This is a genomic window from Methylobacterium sp. CM6241, from assembly GCF_054817845.1.
In genome coordinates this window covers 2,145,848-2,165,144 of sequence record NZ_CM139246.1, presented here as the reverse complement: position 1 = coordinate 2,165,144, position 19,297 = coordinate 2,145,848, and the positions used below count along the sequence as shown (strand labels likewise).

Here is a 19,297-nt window from a genome sequence, read left to right as displayed (position 1 = left end):
GGTGACGGGATGCGAAACGAGGCCGAGGCAGAGGTTGGGACACGGGTTGCGTAAAGTCTCCGACATCGCGAAGCTCGCCGGCTTGCTGGCGTTCGTCTCCGGCGCCGCGCTCACGCTCGGCACCGATGGAGCGAGCGCGCAGGCGACCGGTCGAAGCGACAAGGGCCAGGCCCGCAAGGCTACTCCGCCCAAGGCTTCCGTGCAGCCCGCGCCTGCCCCCACGGGCAAGCCGGCCGAGCGGCTTCTCGTCGAAGCCGCCGAGCTGATCTACGACAACGACAACAACACCGTCACGGCGCGCGGCAATGCCGAGCTTCATTACGGCCCGCGTACCCTTCAGGCCGACCGTGTCCGCTACGACCGGGCCAGCAGTCGCGTCTTCGCCGAAGGCAATGTCCGTCTCACCGACGAGACCGGTGCCGTCGTGACCGGCGATACGATGGAGCTGACGGACGATTTCCGGAACGGGTTCGTCGATGCCCTGCGCATCCAGCAGACCGTCGAAATGCGGGGCCAGCCGGTGCGGACGCGCTTCTCCGCGCCGCGCGGCGAGCGCGTGGACGGCGAGCAGACGACCTTCGAATCCGGCACCTACACGGCCTGCGAGCCGTGCAAGAACAACCCCGAGACGCCGCCGCTCTGGCAGGTGCGCGCCGCCAAGATCATCCACAACAACGAGACCCACACGATCGGATTCGAGGAATCGACCCTCGAGATCGCGGGCATCCCCGTCGGTTACCTGCCCTATTTCGAGGCGCCGGACCCGACGGTGAAGCGCAAGACCGGCTTCCTCACGCCGCGTTTCATCAACTCCACCGCGCTCGGCACTGGCATCTCGACACCGTTCTTCATCAACGTCGCGCCCAATTTCGACATCACCCTGTCGCCCTCCTTCCTGAGCGAGCAGGGAATTCTCGGCCAGGGCGAACTGCGTCACCGGCTCGAGACCGGTTCCTATACCATTCGCGCCACCGGCATCTTCCAGACGACGCCCAGCGCCTTCCTTCCGGGCCCGCTCGGCGCGGGGGACCGCGACTTCCGTGGTTCGATCGAGTCCAAGGGTAATTTCTACATCAACGACCGTTGGCGCACCGGCTGGGACGTCGTCGGCGTCACCGACAAATGGTTCCTCGACAATTACCGCGTCCGCAATTCGAGCATCACCACGGATTACTTCCGTGAAGCGGTGTCGACGGCCTACCTGATCGGTCAGGGTGACCGCTCGTGGTTCGAGGCGCGCGCATATTATTTCAAGGGCCTGTCGAGCTACGATTGGCAGAAGGAGCAGCCGATCGTCGCTCCGGTGATCGACTACGACAAGCGGATCAACGGTCCGGGCTTCCTCGGCGGCGAAGTGCGCTTCGAGGCAAACATCACGCATCTCGACCGCGAGGCTACGGATTTCCAGGCGATCCCGCGCACGGGCTCCTACTACTTCAACCCCACGGTCAACGGGACGACCTATTCGCTCTACGAGACCTGCACCACCTTCACGCGCAGCACCTGCATCATCCGCGGCTTGGCGGGCAGCAACACGCGCGCATCGGCGCAGCTGTCATGGCGCCGGACATTCATCGACGATGCCGGCCAGGTGTTCACGCCCTTCGCCTATCTGCGCACCGACGCCTTCTTCGTCGACCCGCGTAATTCCGGCTATCAGAACGCCCTGGCGCAGACGATCAGCACCACGGATTCGGATTTCTCAGGGAGGGTCATGCCGGCGGTGGGACTCGATTACCGCTATCCCTTCGTGAGCAATTTCGGCCCCCTCGGCGTTCATACGCTCGAACCCATCGCGCAGGTCGTGATCCGTCCGAGCGAGACCCATATCGGCCGCCTGCCCAACGAGGACGCGCAGAGCCTCGTCTTCGACGACACGTCGCTGTTCGAATGGGACAAGTTCTCCGGCTACGACCGCGTCGAGGGCGGCGTCCGCACCAATCTCGGCGCACAATACTCGGTTGTGACGCCGTCGGGCTGGTACGCGAACGTGATGTTCGGCGAATCCATCCAGGTCGCCGGGGTCAACTCGTTCCGGCGCGGCGACCTCGCGAATGTCGGCCTCGATTCCGGCCTCGAGCGTCGGGAATCCGATTATGTCGGACGGTTCCAGCTGTCACCGAACCAGAACATCAGCTTCGTCAGCCGCGCGCGCTTCGAACAGCGGGACTTCTCCGTCAACCGCATGGAGACGGGCGTCATCGCGCGCCTCGCACCTTTCGCGCCCATCGACCTGTCGATGTTCTACTCCTACTACGCTGCCCAGCCCCTGCTCGGTTTCAACAACCGCAGAGAAGGCCTGACCGCGTCGGCGACCTACCACATCACCCCGAACTGGTTCGTCACCGGCTCGGCCCTCGTCGATCTCACGCACTATCTCGACGTGCGCGATAATTTCGCCAACGCCTACACGTCCTATCTCGCCAATCCCGTCGGCGCGGCGCCCGTCTATACCAATCCCGGCCGCGCGAACCTCGCCGGCTTGAGCATCGGCGGCGGTTATCAGGACGAGTGCACCACCTTCTCGCTCAACTACATCGTCTCTCCCACTGCTGCGGCCCTCGGCGTCACGGAGCGCAACCGCACCGTGCTGCTGCGCGTCGAGTTGAAGACCCTCGGCGAAGTCGACCTGCGCCAGAACGTCAACATCGCGAGCACGGCCGACGGCATCGCGGCGACCCGGTGAGATTGGGCGAGAGCCCGGTCTCGCCTTCATTCGGCGACGAAACAGGCCATGACGGTGCATAGACCCATTGCGCTCACGATGGGCGATCCGGCCGGTATCGGTCCGGAGATCGCTCTCATGGCCTGGCTGGCCCGGGACGAAGGGGCCGGGCTTCCGCCTTTCTTCCTCATCGGCGATCCCGATTTCATCGAGGGGCGGGCCAGCAGCCTCGGCTTTCAGGTTCCGGTGGCGGAGGTCGGACCCGATCTCGCAGTCGAGGTCTTTCCCCGCGCACTCCCGGTGATGCCCTTGCCGAGCGGCACCCGGGTCGGCGCCGTGGCCGGACGACCGAGTGCGGCGGATGCCGGCGCGACCCTCGAATCGATCATGACGGCAGTCGGTCTGGTCCGGTCTGGCGAGGCGATCGCCCTCGTGACCAATCCGATCGCGAAATACGTCCTGACCAGCGTCGGCTTCGCCTATCCCGGTCATACGGAGTTCCTCGCGGCCCTCGCGGTGGAGCCCGGCAAAGCCGCGCCCCTTCCGGTGATGATGCTGTGGAGCGAAACGCTCGCCGTGGTCCCGGTGACGATTCACGTCGCCCTGCGCCGGGTGCCGGACCTGTTGACTCAGGACCTCGTGGTCCAGACGGCGCGGATCGTGGCGCGCGACCTCACCGAGCGGTTCGGAATCGCCCATCCGCGCCTTGTCCTGTCGGGGCTGAACCCGCATGCGGGCGAGGCCGGCACGATGGGAACGGAGGACCGCGACGTGCTCGAACCCGCCGTGGCGCAACTTCAGAACGAGGGGATCGATATCAGGGGTCCGCTTCCGGCGGACACGCTGTTTCATCCCCGCGCCCGGGCGACCTACGACGTCGCGCTGACACCGACCCATGACCAGGCGCTGATCCCGATCAAGACCATCGCTTTCGACGACGGCGTGAACGTCACCCTCGGCCTGCCCTTCATTCGGACCTCCCCCGACCACGGCACGGCCTTCGACATCGCCGGCAAGGGCATCGCGCGGCCGGACAGTCTCATCGGCGCCCTGCGCCTTGCCGCCAGACTTGCAGGTCAGCACTCTTGAGCGACGACGGTCTCCCGCCCCTGCGCGATGTCGTGCTGAAACACGACCTCGCGCCGAAGAAGGCGCTTGGACAGAACTTCCTGTTCGACCTCAACCTCACCGGCCGCATCGCACGCGCGGCCGGCCCGCTCGAGGGCGTCACGGTGGTGGAGGTGGGGCCCGGCCCCGGCGGCCTGACGCGCGCCCTCCTCTCGGCGGGCGCCGCCCGCGTGGTGGCGATCGAGCGCGATCCGCGCGCCCTCCCCGCCCTCGCCGAGATCGCCGCGCATTACCCCGGTCGTCTCGATGTCGTCGATGCCGACGCGCTTCGGTTCGACCCGCGCCCCCTCGTCGGCGACGGGCCGGTGCGGATCGTCGCCAACCTTCCCTACAATGTCGGGACACCGCTGCTGACCGGGTGGCTCACCGAAGCGTCATGGCCGCCCTGGTGGGAATCCCTCACGTTGATGTTCCAGCGCGAGGTGGCTGAACGGATCGTCGCGGACGAATCCGACCGTGCGAATTACGGACGCCTGGGCGTTCTCTGCGGCTGGCGCACCGAGGCGCATATCCTGTTCGACGTGGCGCCCTCGGCCTTCGTACCGCCACCGAAGGTGACATCGAGCGTGGTCCATTTGAGGCCGAGGCACACGCCCCTCCCCTGTTCGGTGGCGGCGCTCGAGCGAGTGACGCGCGCGGCGTTCGGTCAGCGCCGCAAGATGCTACGCCAGAGCCTGAAGGCCGCCACCCCCGACCCGGCGCGCCTGCTCGACGCGGCGGGAATTGTGGAGACGGCTAGAGCGGAAGAAGTACCGGTGGCGGGCTTCGTCGCGATGGCGCGAGCGCTGGACTGATCGCGCCGACGCTCGGCCGCTCAGAACTTTCCGAGCATCGGGAAATCGACGTTCAAGGCGGATTCGGCCGCAAGCGGCGCCTCGCGGCGGCGCGGCTTGCGGTTGATGACCTGTTTCAGCTTCGATTTCAGCACCGACATATCGAACGGCTTCAGGATGAAGGCGTCTGCGCCGGCCTGGTGAGCGAGGTTGATGTCCTCGAAATCGAAGGAGGCTTCGGTGAGGATGAAAGGCGTGTTCATCAGCGCATCGTCACCGCGGATTTCGCGCAGCAATGTCAGCCCGTCCATCGGCTCCATGGCCAGATCCGAGATGACCAGGGCGTATTTACGCTCGCGCAGCCGCTCCAACGCGTCGGGGCCGCTGGTCACGCCATCGACGTCGGGGAAACCGATTCGCGTCATCAGAAGGATGACGAGCTTCAACAGTTTCTCCTGATCGTCGACAATCAGGATCGGTGGCGTCTCGCTCATGGGCTTTCGAAGCTCAGGGTCGGATATCCGACGTCAGGAAGGCTGAGATGGAATATCAGACGAAAAGATGGTCGATACCCTGTTTGGCCATGGATTCGGCCTGGAGTGCAACCGCGAGAGAATGGATGACCCCGGCTTTCGGCGTGCCGCGCTGAAACATCGGCAGCAAGCCGGCCTTCTGGAAGACCGCGTCGTTCGCGGGGTTGCGGATGACGGTCACGAACGAGTTGACGAATTCCCGCTTCACGATCTCGCGCCACTCGACGATCTGGACGTCGCGATGCCGGGTGTCGTTGCTGATCCGGCCGAACGTGTCGTTCACGGAGGTGCGCTCGCCCTCGATGATCTGGGCGGCGAAATTCTGTTCCACCAGCAGGAAACTGGTGATCACCGAAAATTCGTTCTTCTTCTGAGCCTGACGGGTGATCTCGCCGAGCTGACGCGTCCGGCCTGCCGCGTCCGCCGCGAGATTCAGGCGGGAGAAGTAGATGAGGTGGACAAGGGTCGTCCGCTTGCTCTTCATGATCCCCGCCCGTTGCGCTCACGGCTGGATGATAATCGGCACAGGCATAACGCTGGGTAAACGACGCGCCAAGCTTTTACGGAACCGGCAAAAGCTGCCGGGTGCCTCGGGGAAAAGGCCATTCTTGCCGGCCGGCCATAAATATTATCTCGTTATTTCAATGGCTTAGATTTGGCATCCCGCTTGCGGATGATGGCATGAACCAGTTTCGGTCCACGTCATTTTCAACAAAGGTTGCCGGTCATGGATGTGTTTTCCGCGCTGCAGACGGCGGTCTCGGGCATGAAGGCCCAGGGCTTCTCTCTGGAGAACATCTCCGGCAACATCGCGAACTCGCAGACCACGGGCTTCAAGCGCGTCGATACCAGCTTCGTCGACCTCGTCGCCGAGCAGGCGCCCGATCGTCAGGTCTCCGGCAGCGTCAGGGCCAATTCCGTTCTGACCAACTCGATTCAGGGCAACATTATCGCCACCGAGATCCCGACCAACATCGCCTTGAACGGGCCGGGTTTCTTCGCCGTGCAGACGAAGACCGGCGACGTCAACGGTCAGACATCGTTCTCGCCAGGCAACCTTTACACGCGCCGAGGCGACTTTAAGCAGGATGACGAAGGCTATCTCCGCAATGGCGGCGGCGCCTTCCTGACCGGAACCAGTATCGATCCGTCGACCGGACTCGCTACCGGTGAAGGCCCGATCCAGATATCGGGATTGCCCGTGCCGGCCAAGCCGACGACCGCCATCAACTACGCGGCCGATCTGCCTAAAGCACCTAAAGTATCGCTGGTTGGAGCGAGTCTTCCGAACTCAACCAATCCAGTCAACGTCAGTAACACAGCCAGGACGGGAACAGTCAGCGCAGAGGATGCCGGCGTCTTTATCGCAGGTAGCCTTGATGGACCTTTGTTGACTGCCTACTCGGCCAGCGGAGCACCCGTTACCGTGAACGCACGGTGGGCAAAAGTCCAAAACGAAACGCCTGCTACCGCCACGGAAGCCGGCAAGCCAGATGTTTGGAACCTATTTTACGCGAATAGCAGCACGGTCCCAGGCGCGGCCTCGTCTTGGACGAATGTCGGAACGGCGTTTCAATTCGATGCTACCGGAAGACTGACGAGCCCCGCCACCAGTTCCATTGCGATTAACGACCTCTCCGTCGACAATATCAATGTCGGAGACATAACCTTTAACTATGGCGCGGCGGGTTTGACGGCACATGGCAAGGAGGGAATAACGACATCGACGCTCGGACAGAATGGCTTTAGCTCCGGCACACTGAATAGCCTTTCAGTTAGTGATAGCGGCGAGGTGTTGGGCAGCTACAGCAACGGCAACACCGTTTCTCTGGCCAAAATTAAGGTCGTGCAGTTCGCAAATGCCGACGGGTTGAAGGCTGATTCTTCCGGCAACTATCGCCAGACCCTCGATTCTGGGGAACCGCTTACAGGCCTTAATGCCACGAAAATCATAGGTCAAAACATCGAGCAGTCGAATACGGACATTGCGAGTGAATTCTCGAAGATGATCGTAACCCAACAGGCCTATTCTGCGAACACGAAGGTCATCTCGACCGCGCAGGATATGATGTCCGCGTTGATCAACATCATCCGCTGAGGTCCGATTTTTCCGGTGACGTAGAGGGAGGGCAAGCGTGTCGTTATCAGCCCTGAACACGGCCGCGGCCGGCCTGAAGACCACTCAGGCCGCCATCGGCATCGTCTCGCAGAACATCGCGAATGTCGGCACCGCCGGCTATGTGAAGCGCTCGCTCGACACTGTCGCGCAGGGGCCCGGCAATTCCGGCGTCGCCATCGGCACGATCAACCGGGTCTTCGACGAGAATTCGTTGAAGCAGCTGCGGCTGGAGACGTCTGGCGCGGCCTATACGGGCATGATGGCGGACGTCCGGACCCAGCTCGACAAGCTCTACGGCACACCCGGTACGACGAGCGCCCTCGACGGGGTGATGAACAGCTTCACCCTGTCGCTCCAGACCCTCGGCGCTGCCCCGGACTCCGCGCCTGCCCGCTCCGCCGTGGTCGCGGCGGCATCGAACCTCGCGACGAAGATCGGCAGCATCGCGGAGGGGGTCCAATCCCTGCGCACTGCGACCGAGAGCCAGCTGTCCAACGATACGTCGGCGGCTAGCGCCCTGCTCTCGTCCATCGCCCAACTCAACGTCAAGATCGCGGCCACCAGCGACGATGGGTCCAAGGTCGCCCTGCTCGATCAGCGCGACCAGGCCCTCAATTCCCTCTCCGGCTATCTCGACGTGCAGGCCTCGGTGCAGCGCGACGGGACCGTCACGGTCATGACCAATTCCGGCATGACCCTGGTGGACCGGGCCAGCGCGGCGACTTTGAGCTTCGACGGCCGCGGCACGCTCGGCCCCGAGGACAGCTACTCCGCGGACCCGGCTCAGCGCGGCGTCGGAACCATCACGGCGACCACGCCGGGCGGCGGAACGATCGATCTGGTGGCCTCGAACGCGATCCGTTCGGGCTCGCTGGCTGCTGGAATCGAACTGCGCGATACGGTTCTGCCCCAGGCTCAGCGCCAGCTCGACGATCTCGCGGCGGGCCTGTCGCGGTCGCTGTCCGATAGCTCGGCGGTGGGCACGCCTGCGACGGCGGCGGGCGGGGCGGGATTCGACATCGACCTGACCGGCCTGAGCGCCGGCAATGCCATCACGATCAGCCTCAAGGACGCCAACGGCGCCCAGCGCAACCTGATCCTGGTTCCGTCCAACCTGACTCCGCCCGCCGCCGTGAACCGGACCGATGTCACCGACCCGCTGGCGACCATCGTCCCGTTCACGGTGGGAAGCGACCCGGCGAAGTTCGGCACCGAGATCGCAGCCGCCCTCGGCTCGCCCTTCAGTGTCTCCTCCAACCCCACGGTCGGCAAAGGTGGCGTCAGGATCCTAGCCCCGGCGAACGGGACCACGACGATCCAAGGGATCAGCGCGAGCGTCACCCAGTCCAAAACGGCCGATGAGGTGACGAACGGCCAGCCGCAGATCGCGCTCTTCGTGGATGGCGGCGGCAAGTCCCGCCTCTTCACCGGCTCGTTCGATGGCGGCTCGCAGCTGACGGGCTTTGCCCAACGCATCGCCGTGAACCCGGCGGTGGCGGCAAAGACCGAATCGCTGGTGAAGATGTCGTCATCCACTCCGGCCGACGACGTAACGCGACCGCAATACCTCTACGACGCGCTCACGACCACCAGTCGGACCTTCTCGGCGGCGAGCGGGATCGGGGGCATCAGCGCCCCCTTCACGACCTCGGTTCAGGACTTCACCCAGAAGATCATCGACGCCCAGGGCGCCGCCACAGCGACCGCACAGTTTCTCGACGAAGGGCAGAGCATCGCCCTTGCCACGGCCCAGGGCCGGTTCGCGAGCACATCCGGCGTCAAGATCGACGAGGAGATGTCGAAGCTCGTCGGATTGCAGACGGCCTATACCGCCAATGCCCGCGTCCTCACGGCCGCGCGCGACATGTTGGACACGCTCCTCCGGATCTAGAGCCTCGTTCCGGCATCCGGTTCTTCCGAAACGTGGTTTCCACGGTTCGGGTCAATTCTCCGGCGTCTTTCATCGGTCAAACCCGTGAAGACCCTTTCGCCGAGGTCACGATGACGATCAGCGCCTTCACGGCAGGCACCTATTTCCAGGACCGCAACACGGCGAATCTGGTCAGCCAGAAGGCGCGCCTTGAAACATTGACGGCCCAGCTCACCACGGGACGCAATGCGGAGACGTATGGCGGCATTGGCTCGGCGCGAACCACCAGCCTCTCTGCCCACGCCTCGCTGAGCGCGCTCGATGGCTACGATGCCGCGATCAACGCGAACACGACGCGGGTGACCGTCGCCAGTTCGGCGGTGACACAGCTCTCCAACCTCAGCGGCATCGTCCAGGGTTCGTTGAATAGCGGGTCGATCGCGTCCGGTTCGAACGCCGTGCAGGTAGCCAGGAACAGCCTGGACGCCGCCGTGGACGCCTTAAACCAGGACGTCGCCGGCAATTACATCTTCGGCGGTCGCGATTCGGACGCTCCGCCCGTCGCCTCGTCGGATGCGATCCTCAACGGCATACCCGGCCGTAACCTCGACGGCCTCAAGACCGTGGTCAGCGAACAGATCGCCGCCGACCTCGGTCCGAATGGCAATGGCCGCATCGCCACGAGCGTGTCGGGCTCCACCGTGACGGTCAGCGAAGAGGATCTCGGCGCGGGAGGCACGGAAGCACGAGCGAATTTCGGCTTCAGCCTCGTCTCTGCGGCCAGCTCGAACCCGGCGGCCATCACGGCGGGCCCGATGACGGCGCGCACGAATCCGGCCGTGACCTTCTCCGTGGCCAATGCGCCGGCGGAAGGCGACCGCATTCGCGTGGCGATCAACCAGCCCGACGGAACCCAGACTTTCACCGACCTGATCGTTACCGCCAATCCTCCGGCGGACGCCACGAATACGATTCCGCTCGGCACTGCCGCCGACACCGCCGCCGCCCTCACCAAGAGATTCGAGAACCAGGCCGTTTCCAGCGTCCAGGGCAAGGCCTCCCTTGGGCTCGCCGCGAATTTCGGCACCGGCACGCCGGCCTCGGTGGAGCTGGCCGTAAAAGCCCCTCCGGCAGCGGGTGACACGCTGACCTTCAAGCTCGCGCTTCGCGACGGTACCACGCAGACGATCACGCTGACCGCGAAGGCGAATGCGGATGCGAAGTCCACCACCGAGTTCTCGTTGACCGGTGACGTCGCGGCCAACATCTCGACCGCCCTGTCGAACGCGCTGAAGGAGACGGCCGGGACGACCCTCTCGGCGAGTTCGGCGTCGCGCGCCACCCAGGATTTCTTCGCCGGGTCGAAGACCGAGGGGTTTGCACCGCGCCGCGTATCCGCGGACGGGAACGGCTACGCGGAAGGGGCCAGCACCGGGACCGTCATCTGGTACACCGGCGACGATACCTCGACCGATCCACGGGCGACGGCGTCGGTGCAGATCGGTTCGGACCGGAAGATCGGAATCGGAGCCCAGGCCAACGAGGCGCCGATCCGCGCGGTCCTCGCCGGGATCGCGCAGGTCGCGGTGCAAAGCTTCACCACTACGCAGACCGGAACGCCGGAGGCGGCACGCTACCTCGCCGTCTCGGAACGTTCACGCTCGCTCCTCACCTCCACCGCCGGGCGCGAGGGAATACAGTCCATCGCCAGCGATCTCAGCCTGGCGGCCAAGACCATGACGGAGACGAAGGCCGACAACCGCGCCGCCAGGGCCGCCCTTCATGACAGTCTCGACGGCGTCGATACGGTCTCCCTCGAGGAAGTCACCGCGAAGCTCCTGGCACTCCAGAACCAGCTTCAGGCGAGCTACCAAGTGACCTCGATGCTCTCGAAACTGACTCTGACGAACTACCTCTCCTGAATCAGGCAGCCGCCAAGCCGCGCTTGCGCAGCAGCGGATCGATGCTCGGCAGGCGGCCGCGGAAGGCGATGTAGGCCTCACCGGGATCGCGCAGGTTTCCGGCGCCGTAGACGAACTTGCGCAGCCGCGCCGCCGTCTCGGGATCGAAGATATCGCCCGCCTCGCGGAACGCGTCGAAAGCGTCGGCATCGAGCACCTCGGACCAGAGGTAGCTGTAATATCCCGCCGCATAACCGTCGCCGGAGAAGATATGGGCGAAATGCGGCGAGCGGTGCCGCATAGAGATCTCCGCCGGCATGCCGATGCGCTGAAGCGCGTCGGCCTCGAAGGCCAGGACATCGAGCCCGTCCTCGCCGCCGCTCGACAGGTGCAGCGTCATGTCGACGATGGCCGAGGCGGTGTATTCGATGGTGGAGAAGCCCTGGTTGAAGGCCCGCGCCGCCAAGAGGCGCTTCAGCAACTCCTCCGGCATCGGCTCGCCCGTGCGGTGATGCCTGGCATGGGCGCGCAGGACCTGAGGCTGTTCGAGCCAGTGCTCATAGAGCTGCGAGGGCAGTTCCACGAAATCGCCGGCCACCGCCGTGCCCGAGAGGAGCGGATAGGTGACGTCCGAGAGAAGGCCGTGGAGCGCATGGCCGAACTCGTGGAACAGGGTGCGCGCGTCGTCGAAGGAGAGCAGCGGTGTCTCACCCTCCGGCGCCTTGGCGAAGTTCATCACGTTGACGATGATCGGCGTGATGGTGCCGTTGAGCCGCTCCTGTGAGCGGAAGGCGCTCATCCAGGCACCGCTGCGCTTCGAAGACCTGGCGAAATAATCGCCGAGGAAGATGCCGACCTCGGACCCGTCGGCATTGCGCACCACCCAGGCCCGCACATCGGGGTGGTAGCGGGGAAAGTCGGTGAGTTCCTCGAAGCGCAGGTCGAACAAGCGCGAAGCCGTGTCGAAGGAGGCCGCGATGACACCGTCGAGGGGCAGGTAGGGCTTGATCTCGCCCTCGTCGAGATCGTGCTCGGCCCGCCGCAGCTTCTCGGCATAGTGGCGCCAATCATGCGGCCCCAGGGCGATATTGGCCCCTTCGGACGTGGCCAGGGCCTGCAGGCGGTCGCGCTCGGTGCCGGCACGGGCATGGGCCGGCGTCCAGACGTTGCGCAGCAATTCCATCGCGGCGTCGGGCGAGCCCGCCATGGTGTCTGACAGTTTGAAATGGGCAAAGCTGTCGAAGCCGAGCAGGCGAGCCCGCTCCGCGCGGAGGGCGATGATCTCGGCGATGATGGCCCGGTTGTCCGTGGCGCCGCCGCTCTCGCCACGCCGGATCCAGGCCTGATAGGCCTTCTCGCGCAGGTCACGCCGGGTCGAGAACACCAGGAACGGCTCGATCAGCGAGCGCGACAGGGTGATGATGTGCGCATGCTCGTCGCCCCGATCCTTGGCGGCGCTGGCGGCAGCGGAGCGAAGGAACTCGGGGAGCCCGGCGAGATCCTCCTCACCGTCGAGGGGGAGGATGAACGCGCCCTCATCGGCCAGCAGGTTCTGGCTGAACGTGGTCCCGAGTTCGGCCATCCGCCCCGCGATCTCCGCCATCCGGGTCTTCGCCTCAGCGGCAAGATCGGCACCGGCGCGGCGAAAGCGCGTGCGGTAGCGGTCGAGCACGCGGCGCTCCTCGTCGCCGAGGGCCTCCGCATCCGGATCGACGGCGGAGATCCGCGCCCAGAGCAGCGGGTTGAGATAGATCGCGCTGCCATGGCGCGCGAGGCGTGGGGTGATCGCCCGCTCCACCGCCTGGAGCTCAGGGCTGGTGTTGCTGCCGCTGAGGTTGAAGAAGACGGAGGCGACGCGGTCGAGATCGAGGCCGGCGCGCTCCAGGGCCTCGACGGTGTTGGCGAAACGTGCCGGCTCGGTGTTGCCGGCAATGGCGGCGATCTCGGCATCATGCGCGTCGAGTGCGGCTTCGAAGGCGGGGAGGAAATGCTCCGCGCGGATCCGCTCGAAGGGCGGAATGCCGAACGGCGTGTCCCATACGGCCTCGGCGAACGGTCCGATGTCCCGGGTCTCGGTGGCGGTTACGCTCGTCATGGTCGTCCTTCGGTGTCGTCCGGGCCTGTGCGGGGGAACCTAGTCATCCCGGCAAGCGAGCGCAAAGTGTCCCGTCGGCATTTTCGCCACGGTGTCACTCGGGTTTTCAACGAAGGGGCTTCCAGGCCTTGGGCGCTTGCACCCAAGCTCAGGCCGACGCAGGTTGCGCCCCGCCATGGCACCCCTGACCCGAACCACCTCCGTTTCCCTCCGTTCCGCCGGACTCGTGCTGGCGGCGGGCGGCTTCCTGGCCGCCGGCATCGGCGCGGCCACGGCACAGAGCCTTTCGGTCGATCTCGGTCAGGGCGGCGTCACCGAGCGAGCGCTCCAGCTCGTCGCCCTCATCACCGTCCTGGCGCTGGCGCCCTCGGTGCTGGTGATGGCGACCTCGTTCACGCGAATCGTCGTGGTGTTGTCGATCCTGCGTTCGGCCCTCGGAACGCAGAGCGCGCCGCCGAACGCCGTGATCACCAGCCTCGCGCTGTTCCTCACCGCCTTCGTGATGGCGCCGACGGCGCGCGAGGCCTATCGCACCGGGATCGAGCCGCTCATCGCGGGCCAGATCACCCAGGGCGTGGCGTTCGAGAGGGCCTCGGCTCCGTTCAAGACCTTCATGCTGCGCAACGTGCGCGAGAAGGACCTGAAGCTGTTCCTCGACATGGCGAAGGCCCCCGCCCCCGCCGGGCCGGAAGCCATCGGCCTGGAGATCGTCACGCCGGCCTTCATGATTTCGGAGTTGCGCCGCGCCTTCGAGATCGGCTTCCTGCTCTTCATCCCCTTCCTCGTCATCGATCTGGTCGTCGCCTCGATCCTGATGGCGGTGGGCATGATGATGGTGCCGCCGGCGACGGTGGCCCTGCCGTTCAAGCTGATCTTCTTCGTGCTGGTCGACGGCTGGACCCTCGTGGCCGGATCGCTGATCCAGAGCTACGGAAGCTGACGGCGGCAACCCAGAGACTCAGCCGTGCAGGTGATCCAGGATGGCGAGACCCGCCGGGGTCGCCTCGTAGCGCGCCCGCTGGGTTTTCTGATTGCGCTCGGTGACCGCCAGAAGCTCGGCCTCCCCGGACAGGGTCTCCACCGCACGCAGGACGAGGGCGTGCTCGACGCCGAAGACGCGGGCGAAGCTTCGGCTGTCGGCGGCGAGCTTCAGATGAAGGCCCGCGAGCAGACCGGCCTCCAGGGTGGAGAGGCCGGGCTGGAGGTCGGCGATAGAATCGGTGACGGCGAGAAAGGTCTCGGCGTCGGCAGGAGGCTCGCTCACGCGGCTTCCGCCGGACGGCGAAGCGACACCATGACCGATTTCGAGGTCGGCGTGTCGCTCTCCTTGCCGAAGGACGACAGGGGAACGAGCACGTTGAGCTCCGGGTAGTAACCGGCGAGACTGCCGCGCGGCATGTCGAAGGGCACGAGGCGAAAGCCTTCGGCCACCCGCACCACGCCGTCGTCATGGGTGCCGACGATATCGACGCGGTCGCCTGCGACGGCACGGATCTCGGCCAGGTCGTCGGGATGCGCGAACAGCACCTGACGCTCGCCGTAGACCCCGCGATAGCGGTCGTCGAGGCCATAGACGGTGGTGTTGTACTGATCGTGGCTACGGAAGGTCTGGAGCACGAAGGTGCCGGCCTTCGTCCGCGCCTGCTGGTGCTCCGTCGCCTCGGGCAAATGCTCGGCCGAGAAATTTGCCTTGCCGGTGGTCGTCTCGAAATTGCGCTCGGCAGCGAGGTTGCGCAGCATGAAGCCGCGCGGACGGCGGACGCGGGCGTTGTAACCGGCGAACCCCGGAATGGTCCGCTCGATTAACGCGCGGATGCCGTCGTAATCGTCGGCGAGGGCGGCCCAATCGACCTTGTCCGACCCGACGGTGGCCGCGGCCATGCCGGCGATGATCGCGATCTCCGAGCGCAGCTCCGACGAGGCAGGCTTGTTGATGCCGCCCGAGCCGTGGACCATGCTCATGGAATCCTCGACCGTGACGATCTGGATCTTGCCCTTCGAATTCCGGTCGATCTCGGTGCGGCCGATGCAAGGCAGCAGGTAGGCGACCCGGCCCGGCACCAGATGCGAGTGGTTGAGCTTGGTGGCGATGTGGACGGTGAGCTCGCAGGAAGCGAGCGCCTTGGCTACCAGCGCCGTATCCGGCGTGGCGCGGGCGAAATTGCCGCCGAGCCCGATGAAGGCCTTCGACGAACCGTCGAGCATGGCGCCGATGGCGCCGATGACGTTGTGGCCGTGCTTGCGCGGGGCGACGAAGCCGATCTCACGCTCCAGGGCGTCGAGCAGGGCGGCGGGCGGCTTCTCGTTGATGCCCACCGTGCGGTCGCCCTGCACGTTGGAATGGCCGCGCACGGGACAGAGGCCGGCGCCGGGACGGCCGATATTGCCGCGCAGGAGCATGACGTTGGTCATCTCCCGGATGGTGGCCACCGAGTGTTTGTGCTGGGTCACGCCCATGGCCCAGGTGCAGATGACCTTGTCGGCACCGAGATAGACGTCGGCCGCCACCTCGATATCGGCGCGGGACAGGCCGGACTGGTCCTCGATCGCCTCCCAGGTGGTCGCCTCCACGACCGCGCGATAGGCCTCATGCCCCTCGGCATGGTGGCTCAGGAAGGCGCGATCCAGGACGGAAGGCCGGCCAGCGGCGAGCGCCGCGCCGTCGGCGGCGAAGACCGCCTTGGCGATGCCGCGGAACACCGCCATGTCGCCGCCCGGACGCGGCTGGTAATAATGGCTCGCCACCGGGGCGCTGGCACCGCGCAGCATCTCCACGGTGTTCTGCGGATCGGCGAAACGCTCCAGACCGCGCTCGCGCACGGGGTTGTAGACCACGACGCGGGCGCCGCGGGTCGCCGCCTTGCGAAGGTCGCCAAGCATGCGCGGATGGTTGGTGCCGGGGTTCTGGCCGACCACGAAGATCGCGTCCGCCTTCTCGAAATCCTCGAGCAGCACGGTGCCCTTGCCTATGCCGATGGCCGCCTGGAGGGCGATGCCGCTGGCCTCGTGGCACATGTTGGAGCAATCGGGGAAGTTGTTGGTGCCGTAGAGCCGGGCGAACAGCTGGTAGATGTAAGCGGCCTCGTTGGAGGCGCGGCCGGAGGTATAGAACTCGGCCCGGTCGGGGCTGTCGAGACCACGCAGGGTGGCGCCGATCTCGGCGAAGGCCGCATCCCAGCTGACCGGCAGGTAGCGGTCGCTCGCTGCGTCGTAGCGCATGGGATGCGTCAGGCGGCCCTCGCCTTCGAGCGCGTAATCCGTCCATGTCCGCAGCGACGTCACCGTGTGCTTCGCGAAGAACTTCGGCGGCGTACGCTTGTCGGTCGCCTCCCACGAAACGGCCTTCACGCCGTTCTCACAGAACTCGAACGAGGAACCGTGCGCCGGGTCACCCCAGGCGCAGCCGGGACAATCGAACCCATCGGGCTGGTTGGCCTTGAGCATGGCGCGGGCCCCGGAGAGCGGGGCGCGGCTGCTCAGCAGGTGCTTGCCGCAGCTCTTCAGCGCGCCCCAACCGCCAGCGGCGGAGGAACGCTTGGGGGACGCGACCGGGTGATCCATGAACGATCCTGGCTCGGCAAAAAATGGCCTGGACGGCGGAATCGCCATGCGAAACCACGTCCTCTACCACCAGCGATATCGCACCGCACACGGGTCACTCAAACACGGATAAACGCGGGCCAGTCATGCGCTTACGACGATGCAATGGCGCGAAACCAAGCAGTCTTTCGAAGTTCTAAACTCGCCCCCGCGTCAGACGCATGGACCGCATGCGACGAAAGCCGGGTTAGATCTCGCGCGTCTTGAGTAGCACCCGGCCGACACAGGTTCGTGCCGCGATGCGGAAGACGGTCCTGCCGCGTCATCACCCTTTTGGAGTGAGACGCCGAGGATCCGGGCTTTCTCAAAAGACTAAGCGGCAGCTGTCGCGAGTTTGGCCAGCGTCGCCGCGTCCCGGCCGACGATCGTCGACAGGTCGCGAGCACCTTCCGCGGCGAGTTTTCTGAGCAAGCCGGCTTTGATCGATCCGACGAGCCCGGGACCGGCATAGACCAGCGCAGAGTAGAGCTGCAGCAGGCTCGCCCCTGCGAGGATCTTGGTCCAGGCCGCCTCGGCCGAGTCGATGCCGCCCACGCCGATGAGCGGGATGGTGCCGCCCACCCGCAGGTAGGTCTCCGCCAGGAGGCGGGTCGCCGGCTCGAAAAGCGGACGCCCGGAGAGGCCTCCGGTCTCCCTGGCCAGGGAGGCGTCGGCGAGACCGGCGGGCCGTGCGATGGTGGTGTTGGAGACCACGAGCCCCTGCACCTTCCTCCGCAAAGCGGTGGCGACGATGGAATCGAGCGCTTCGAGCGAGATATCGGGGGCGATCTTCAGCAGAATCGCAGTCCCGGCGGAGGCCTTGTCGCGAGCCTCGACCACGCGTCCGAGCAGATCATCCAGGAACGCTTCGCCCTGAAGGTCACGCAGGCCGGGCGTGTTCGGCGAAGAGACGTTGACGGTGACAAAGGCGACATGCGGCGCCAATGCCGAGGTGCAGGCCACGTAATCGGCGATCCTGTCGCTCGACTCCTTATTGGCGCCGATATTGACTCCGACCAATCCGGTCCGGCCGTTTCTCGCCGCGAGGCGACCGCGCACGATGTCGAGCCCTTCGCTGTTGAGGCCGAAGCGGTTGATGACGGCGCCGTCGGCGCTGAGACGGAACACGCGCGGGCGTGGATTGCCACCCTGAGGCTTCGGAACGACGCCGCCGACCTCCACGAAGCCGAAGCCCAGGCCGAGCAGCGCGTCGGGCACCTGCGCGCCCTTGTCGAATCCTGCCGCCAGTCCGACCGGGTTGGGGAACCGACGGCCGAAGGCATCAACCGCGAGCCTCGGATCGTCCGGGGCCGGCTTGCGGGGTGGCAGAAGAGCCAGCCCACGTAAGGTGAGGTTGTGCGCCGTCTCGGCGTCGAGACCATGCAGGATCGGCTTTGCGAGGGGAAAGAGCGCGCCGATCATACCGATGCTCCGGTCGAGGGAGTAGTGGGCGAAACCAGATCGGCGGGAAACAGATGCCGGCCGTCCGGCCCGATCGGAAGATCGGTGACGGACCTGACCGCATCGAGCCGGAGGTCGCCGTAGAGATGCGGGAACAGCGCCCCGCCGCGCGAGGGCTCGTAGCGAAGGGCATCTCCCAACGCATCGGCGTCGATCCCGACGAGGACGAGATCGGGAACACCGGTGAAATGCCGAGATGCAGTTTCAGCCACTTGGTCGGCGGTGGAGAAATGAATGAACCCATCAGCGCGGTCGACCGGAGCACCGGTGAACCGGCCCGCTTCCTCGGCCTCGCGCCACAAGGCACGCGGGCATATCTTGTAGATCATTGACATCGCGCGTTGCCTTCCGGTTCGACCGCGACCGCGATAGAACGGGCAGGCATCCGTCGCAACCAGCGGCTATTTCTACCTTTGGTCGTGAGTTTGTAATTTCTCCATCTCAAGGATAGTGGCGGCGCGCCGTTGCTTCCGCCGCTTTTTAGTTCTACTTTCCTAAAGCTAGGCTGGATGTCTTAGCCATTCTGATCGAGTCTCGCCATGCTGTCCCACGAGCAGATCTGGACCGCGATCGACCGTCTCGCGGAACGCCATGGATTCTCCGCTTCGGGTCTCGCGCGCCGTGCGGGGCTCGACGCCACGAGCTTCAACCGCTCGAAGCGGATCGGGCCGGACGGGCGCAAGCGCTGGCCCTCCACCGAATCGGTGTCGAAGGTACTCGCGGCCACCAATGCGACGCTGGACGATTTCCTTCGCCTCATCGAGGCACGGGAAGGCATGCCGCGCACCATGGTGCCGCTGATCGGCATGACTCAGGCAGGCGCGGGCAGGCTCTTCACTGAGGAAGGCATGCCCACCGGCGGGCCGGGCTGGGAAGAAATCGAGTTTCCCGATCTCGGTGAGGATCGCGCTTTCGCCCTCGAAGTGCAGGGCGATTCCATGGAACCGCTCTACCGCGATGGCGACGTGCTGATCGTGTCTCCCACCGCCAGCGTCCGCAAAGGCGACCGCGTGGTGGTGCGGCTGGCCAGCGGCGAAGTGCTGGCCAAGGAATTGCGCCGCAAGACCGCCCGGACGATCGAGTTGCTGTCGCTCAACCCGAGCCACCCGGAACGCATCGTCCAAGTGGCGGAGATCGCCTGGATCGCGCGAGTGATGTGGGTGCGGCAGTAGA

Annotated in this window: 15 protein-coding genes; 8 read left to right on the top strand and 7 right to left on the bottom strand. The window is 65.6% G+C overall.

Going from position 1 to position 19,297, the window contains the following annotated elements:
* Nucleotides 1-46 precede the first annotated feature (46 nt).
* Genes ACYQR9_RS10010 through rsmA form a run of 3 tightly spaced genes read left to right on the top strand, consistent with a single transcriptional unit; the run spans nucleotide 47 to nucleotide 4,587 of the window.
* The gene (locus ACYQR9_RS10010; protein WP_461229476.1) at nucleotides 47-2,686 is read left to right on the top strand and encodes an LPS-assembly protein LptD; all 2,640 of its coding nucleotides are present in this window, start codon (nucleotides 47-49) and stop codon (nucleotides 2,684-2,686) included.
* Nucleotides 2,687-2,734: 48 nt separating this feature from the next.
* The gene (pdxA, locus tag ACYQR9_RS10005) at nucleotides 2,735-3,754 is read left to right on the top strand and encodes a 4-hydroxythreonine-4-phosphate dehydrogenase PdxA (RefSeq protein WP_419951813.1); all 1,020 of its coding nucleotides are present in this window, start codon (nucleotides 2,735-2,737) and stop codon (nucleotides 3,752-3,754) included.
* A complete protein-coding gene (gene rsmA, locus ACYQR9_RS10000; protein ID WP_461229475.1) occupies nucleotides 3,751-4,587 on the top strand; it encodes a 16S rRNA (adenine(1518)-N(6)/adenine(1519)-N(6))-dimethyltransferase RsmA in 837 nt (278 codons plus the stop codon). The genes pdxA and rsmA overlap by 4 nt, the downstream gene beginning before the upstream one ends.
* A gap of 20 nt (nucleotides 4,588-4,607) precedes the next feature.
* Here rsmA and ACYQR9_RS09995 read toward each other — a convergent pair whose 3' ends face one another.
* Nucleotides 4,608-5,060 carry a response regulator gene (locus ACYQR9_RS09995; RefSeq protein ID WP_056431165.1) on the bottom strand — a complete coding sequence of 151 codons (453 nt, stop codon included), beginning with the start codon at nucleotides 5,058-5,060 and terminating at the stop codon, nucleotides 4,608-4,610.
* Nucleotides 5,061-5,115: 55 nt separating this feature from the next.
* Entirely contained in the window at nucleotides 5,116-5,583 is a 468-nt protein-coding gene (locus ACYQR9_RS09990; RefSeq protein ID WP_056431168.1) for a BLUF domain-containing protein, read from the bottom strand.
* Between the two features lie 243 nt (nucleotides 5,584-5,826).
* Here ACYQR9_RS09990 and ACYQR9_RS09985 point away from each other — a divergent pair, with 243 nt between their 5' ends.
* The 3 genes from ACYQR9_RS09985 (at nucleotide 5,827) to ACYQR9_RS09975 (ending at nucleotide 11,010) form a co-directional block, all read left to right on the top strand.
* The gene (locus tag ACYQR9_RS09985) at nucleotides 5,827-7,197 is read left to right on the top strand and encodes a flagellar hook protein FlgE (RefSeq protein ID WP_461229474.1); all 1,371 of its coding nucleotides are present in this window, start codon (nucleotides 5,827-5,829) and stop codon (nucleotides 7,195-7,197) included.
* 37 nt (nucleotides 7,198-7,234) lie between these two features.
* A complete protein-coding gene (gene flgK / locus ACYQR9_RS09980; protein WP_461229473.1) occupies nucleotides 7,235-9,109 on the top strand; it encodes a flagellar hook-associated protein FlgK in 1,875 nt (624 codons plus the stop codon).
* A 110-nt stretch (nucleotides 9,110-9,219) separates the two neighbouring features.
* A complete protein-coding gene (locus ACYQR9_RS09975) occupies nucleotides 9,220-11,010 on the top strand; it encodes a hypothetical protein (RefSeq protein WP_461229472.1) in 1,791 nt (596 codons plus the stop codon).
* Between the two features lies 1 nt (nucleotide 11,011).
* On the opposite strand, the gene ACYQR9_RS09970 is transcribed toward ACYQR9_RS09975, so the two are convergent.
* A complete protein-coding gene (locus ACYQR9_RS09970) occupies nucleotides 11,012-13,084 on the bottom strand; it encodes a M3 family metallopeptidase (RefSeq protein WP_461229471.1) in 2,073 nt (690 codons plus the stop codon).
* 175 nt (nucleotides 13,085-13,259) lie between these two features.
* On the opposite strand from ACYQR9_RS09970, the gene fliP reads away from it, so the two are divergent.
* A complete protein-coding gene (fliP, locus tag ACYQR9_RS09965) occupies nucleotides 13,260-14,024 on the top strand; it encodes a flagellar type III secretion system pore protein FliP (RefSeq protein WP_428406020.1) in 765 nt (254 codons plus the stop codon).
* Between the two features lie 18 nt (nucleotides 14,025-14,042).
* Here the strand turns inward: fliP and ACYQR9_RS09960 are convergent, their stop codons facing one another.
* The 4 genes from ACYQR9_RS09960 to ACYQR9_RS09945 all read right to left on the bottom strand — a co-directional run bounded on the left by ACYQR9_RS09960 (nucleotide 14,043) and on the right by ACYQR9_RS09945 (nucleotide 18,459).
* Nucleotides 14,043-14,348: a hypothetical protein gene (locus tag ACYQR9_RS09960; protein ID WP_207411600.1), complete on the bottom strand. Its 306-nt coding sequence runs from the start codon at nucleotides 14,346-14,348 to the stop codon at nucleotides 14,043-14,045.
* Nucleotides 14,345-16,645 carry an FdhF/YdeP family oxidoreductase gene (locus ACYQR9_RS09955; RefSeq protein ID WP_461229470.1) on the bottom strand — a complete coding sequence of 767 codons (2,301 nt, stop codon included), beginning with the start codon at nucleotides 16,643-16,645 and terminating at the stop codon, nucleotides 14,345-14,347. The genes ACYQR9_RS09960 and ACYQR9_RS09955 overlap by 4 nt, the downstream gene beginning before the upstream one ends.
* Before the next feature lie 351 nt (nucleotides 16,646-16,996).
* Nucleotides 16,997-18,085 carry a quinone-dependent dihydroorotate dehydrogenase gene (locus ACYQR9_RS09950; RefSeq protein ID WP_461229469.1) on the bottom strand — a complete coding sequence of 363 codons (1,089 nt, stop codon included), beginning with the start codon at nucleotides 18,083-18,085 and terminating at the stop codon, nucleotides 16,997-16,999.
* On the bottom strand, nucleotides 18,082-18,459 hold the full coding sequence (locus ACYQR9_RS09945) for a DUF952 domain-containing protein (RefSeq protein ID WP_461229468.1): 378 nt from the start codon (nucleotides 18,457-18,459) through the stop codon (nucleotides 18,082-18,084). The genes ACYQR9_RS09950 and ACYQR9_RS09945 overlap by 4 nt, the downstream gene beginning before the upstream one ends.
* A gap of 204 nt (nucleotides 18,460-18,663) precedes the next feature.
* On the opposite strand from ACYQR9_RS09945, the gene ACYQR9_RS09940 reads away from it, so the two are divergent.
* Nucleotides 18,664-19,296 (top strand): S24 family peptidase, encoded by a 633-nt coding sequence (locus tag ACYQR9_RS09940; protein WP_056431196.1) that lies wholly within the window; start codon nucleotides 18,664-18,666, stop codon nucleotides 19,294-19,296.
* Nucleotide 19,297 lies beyond the last annotated feature (1 nt).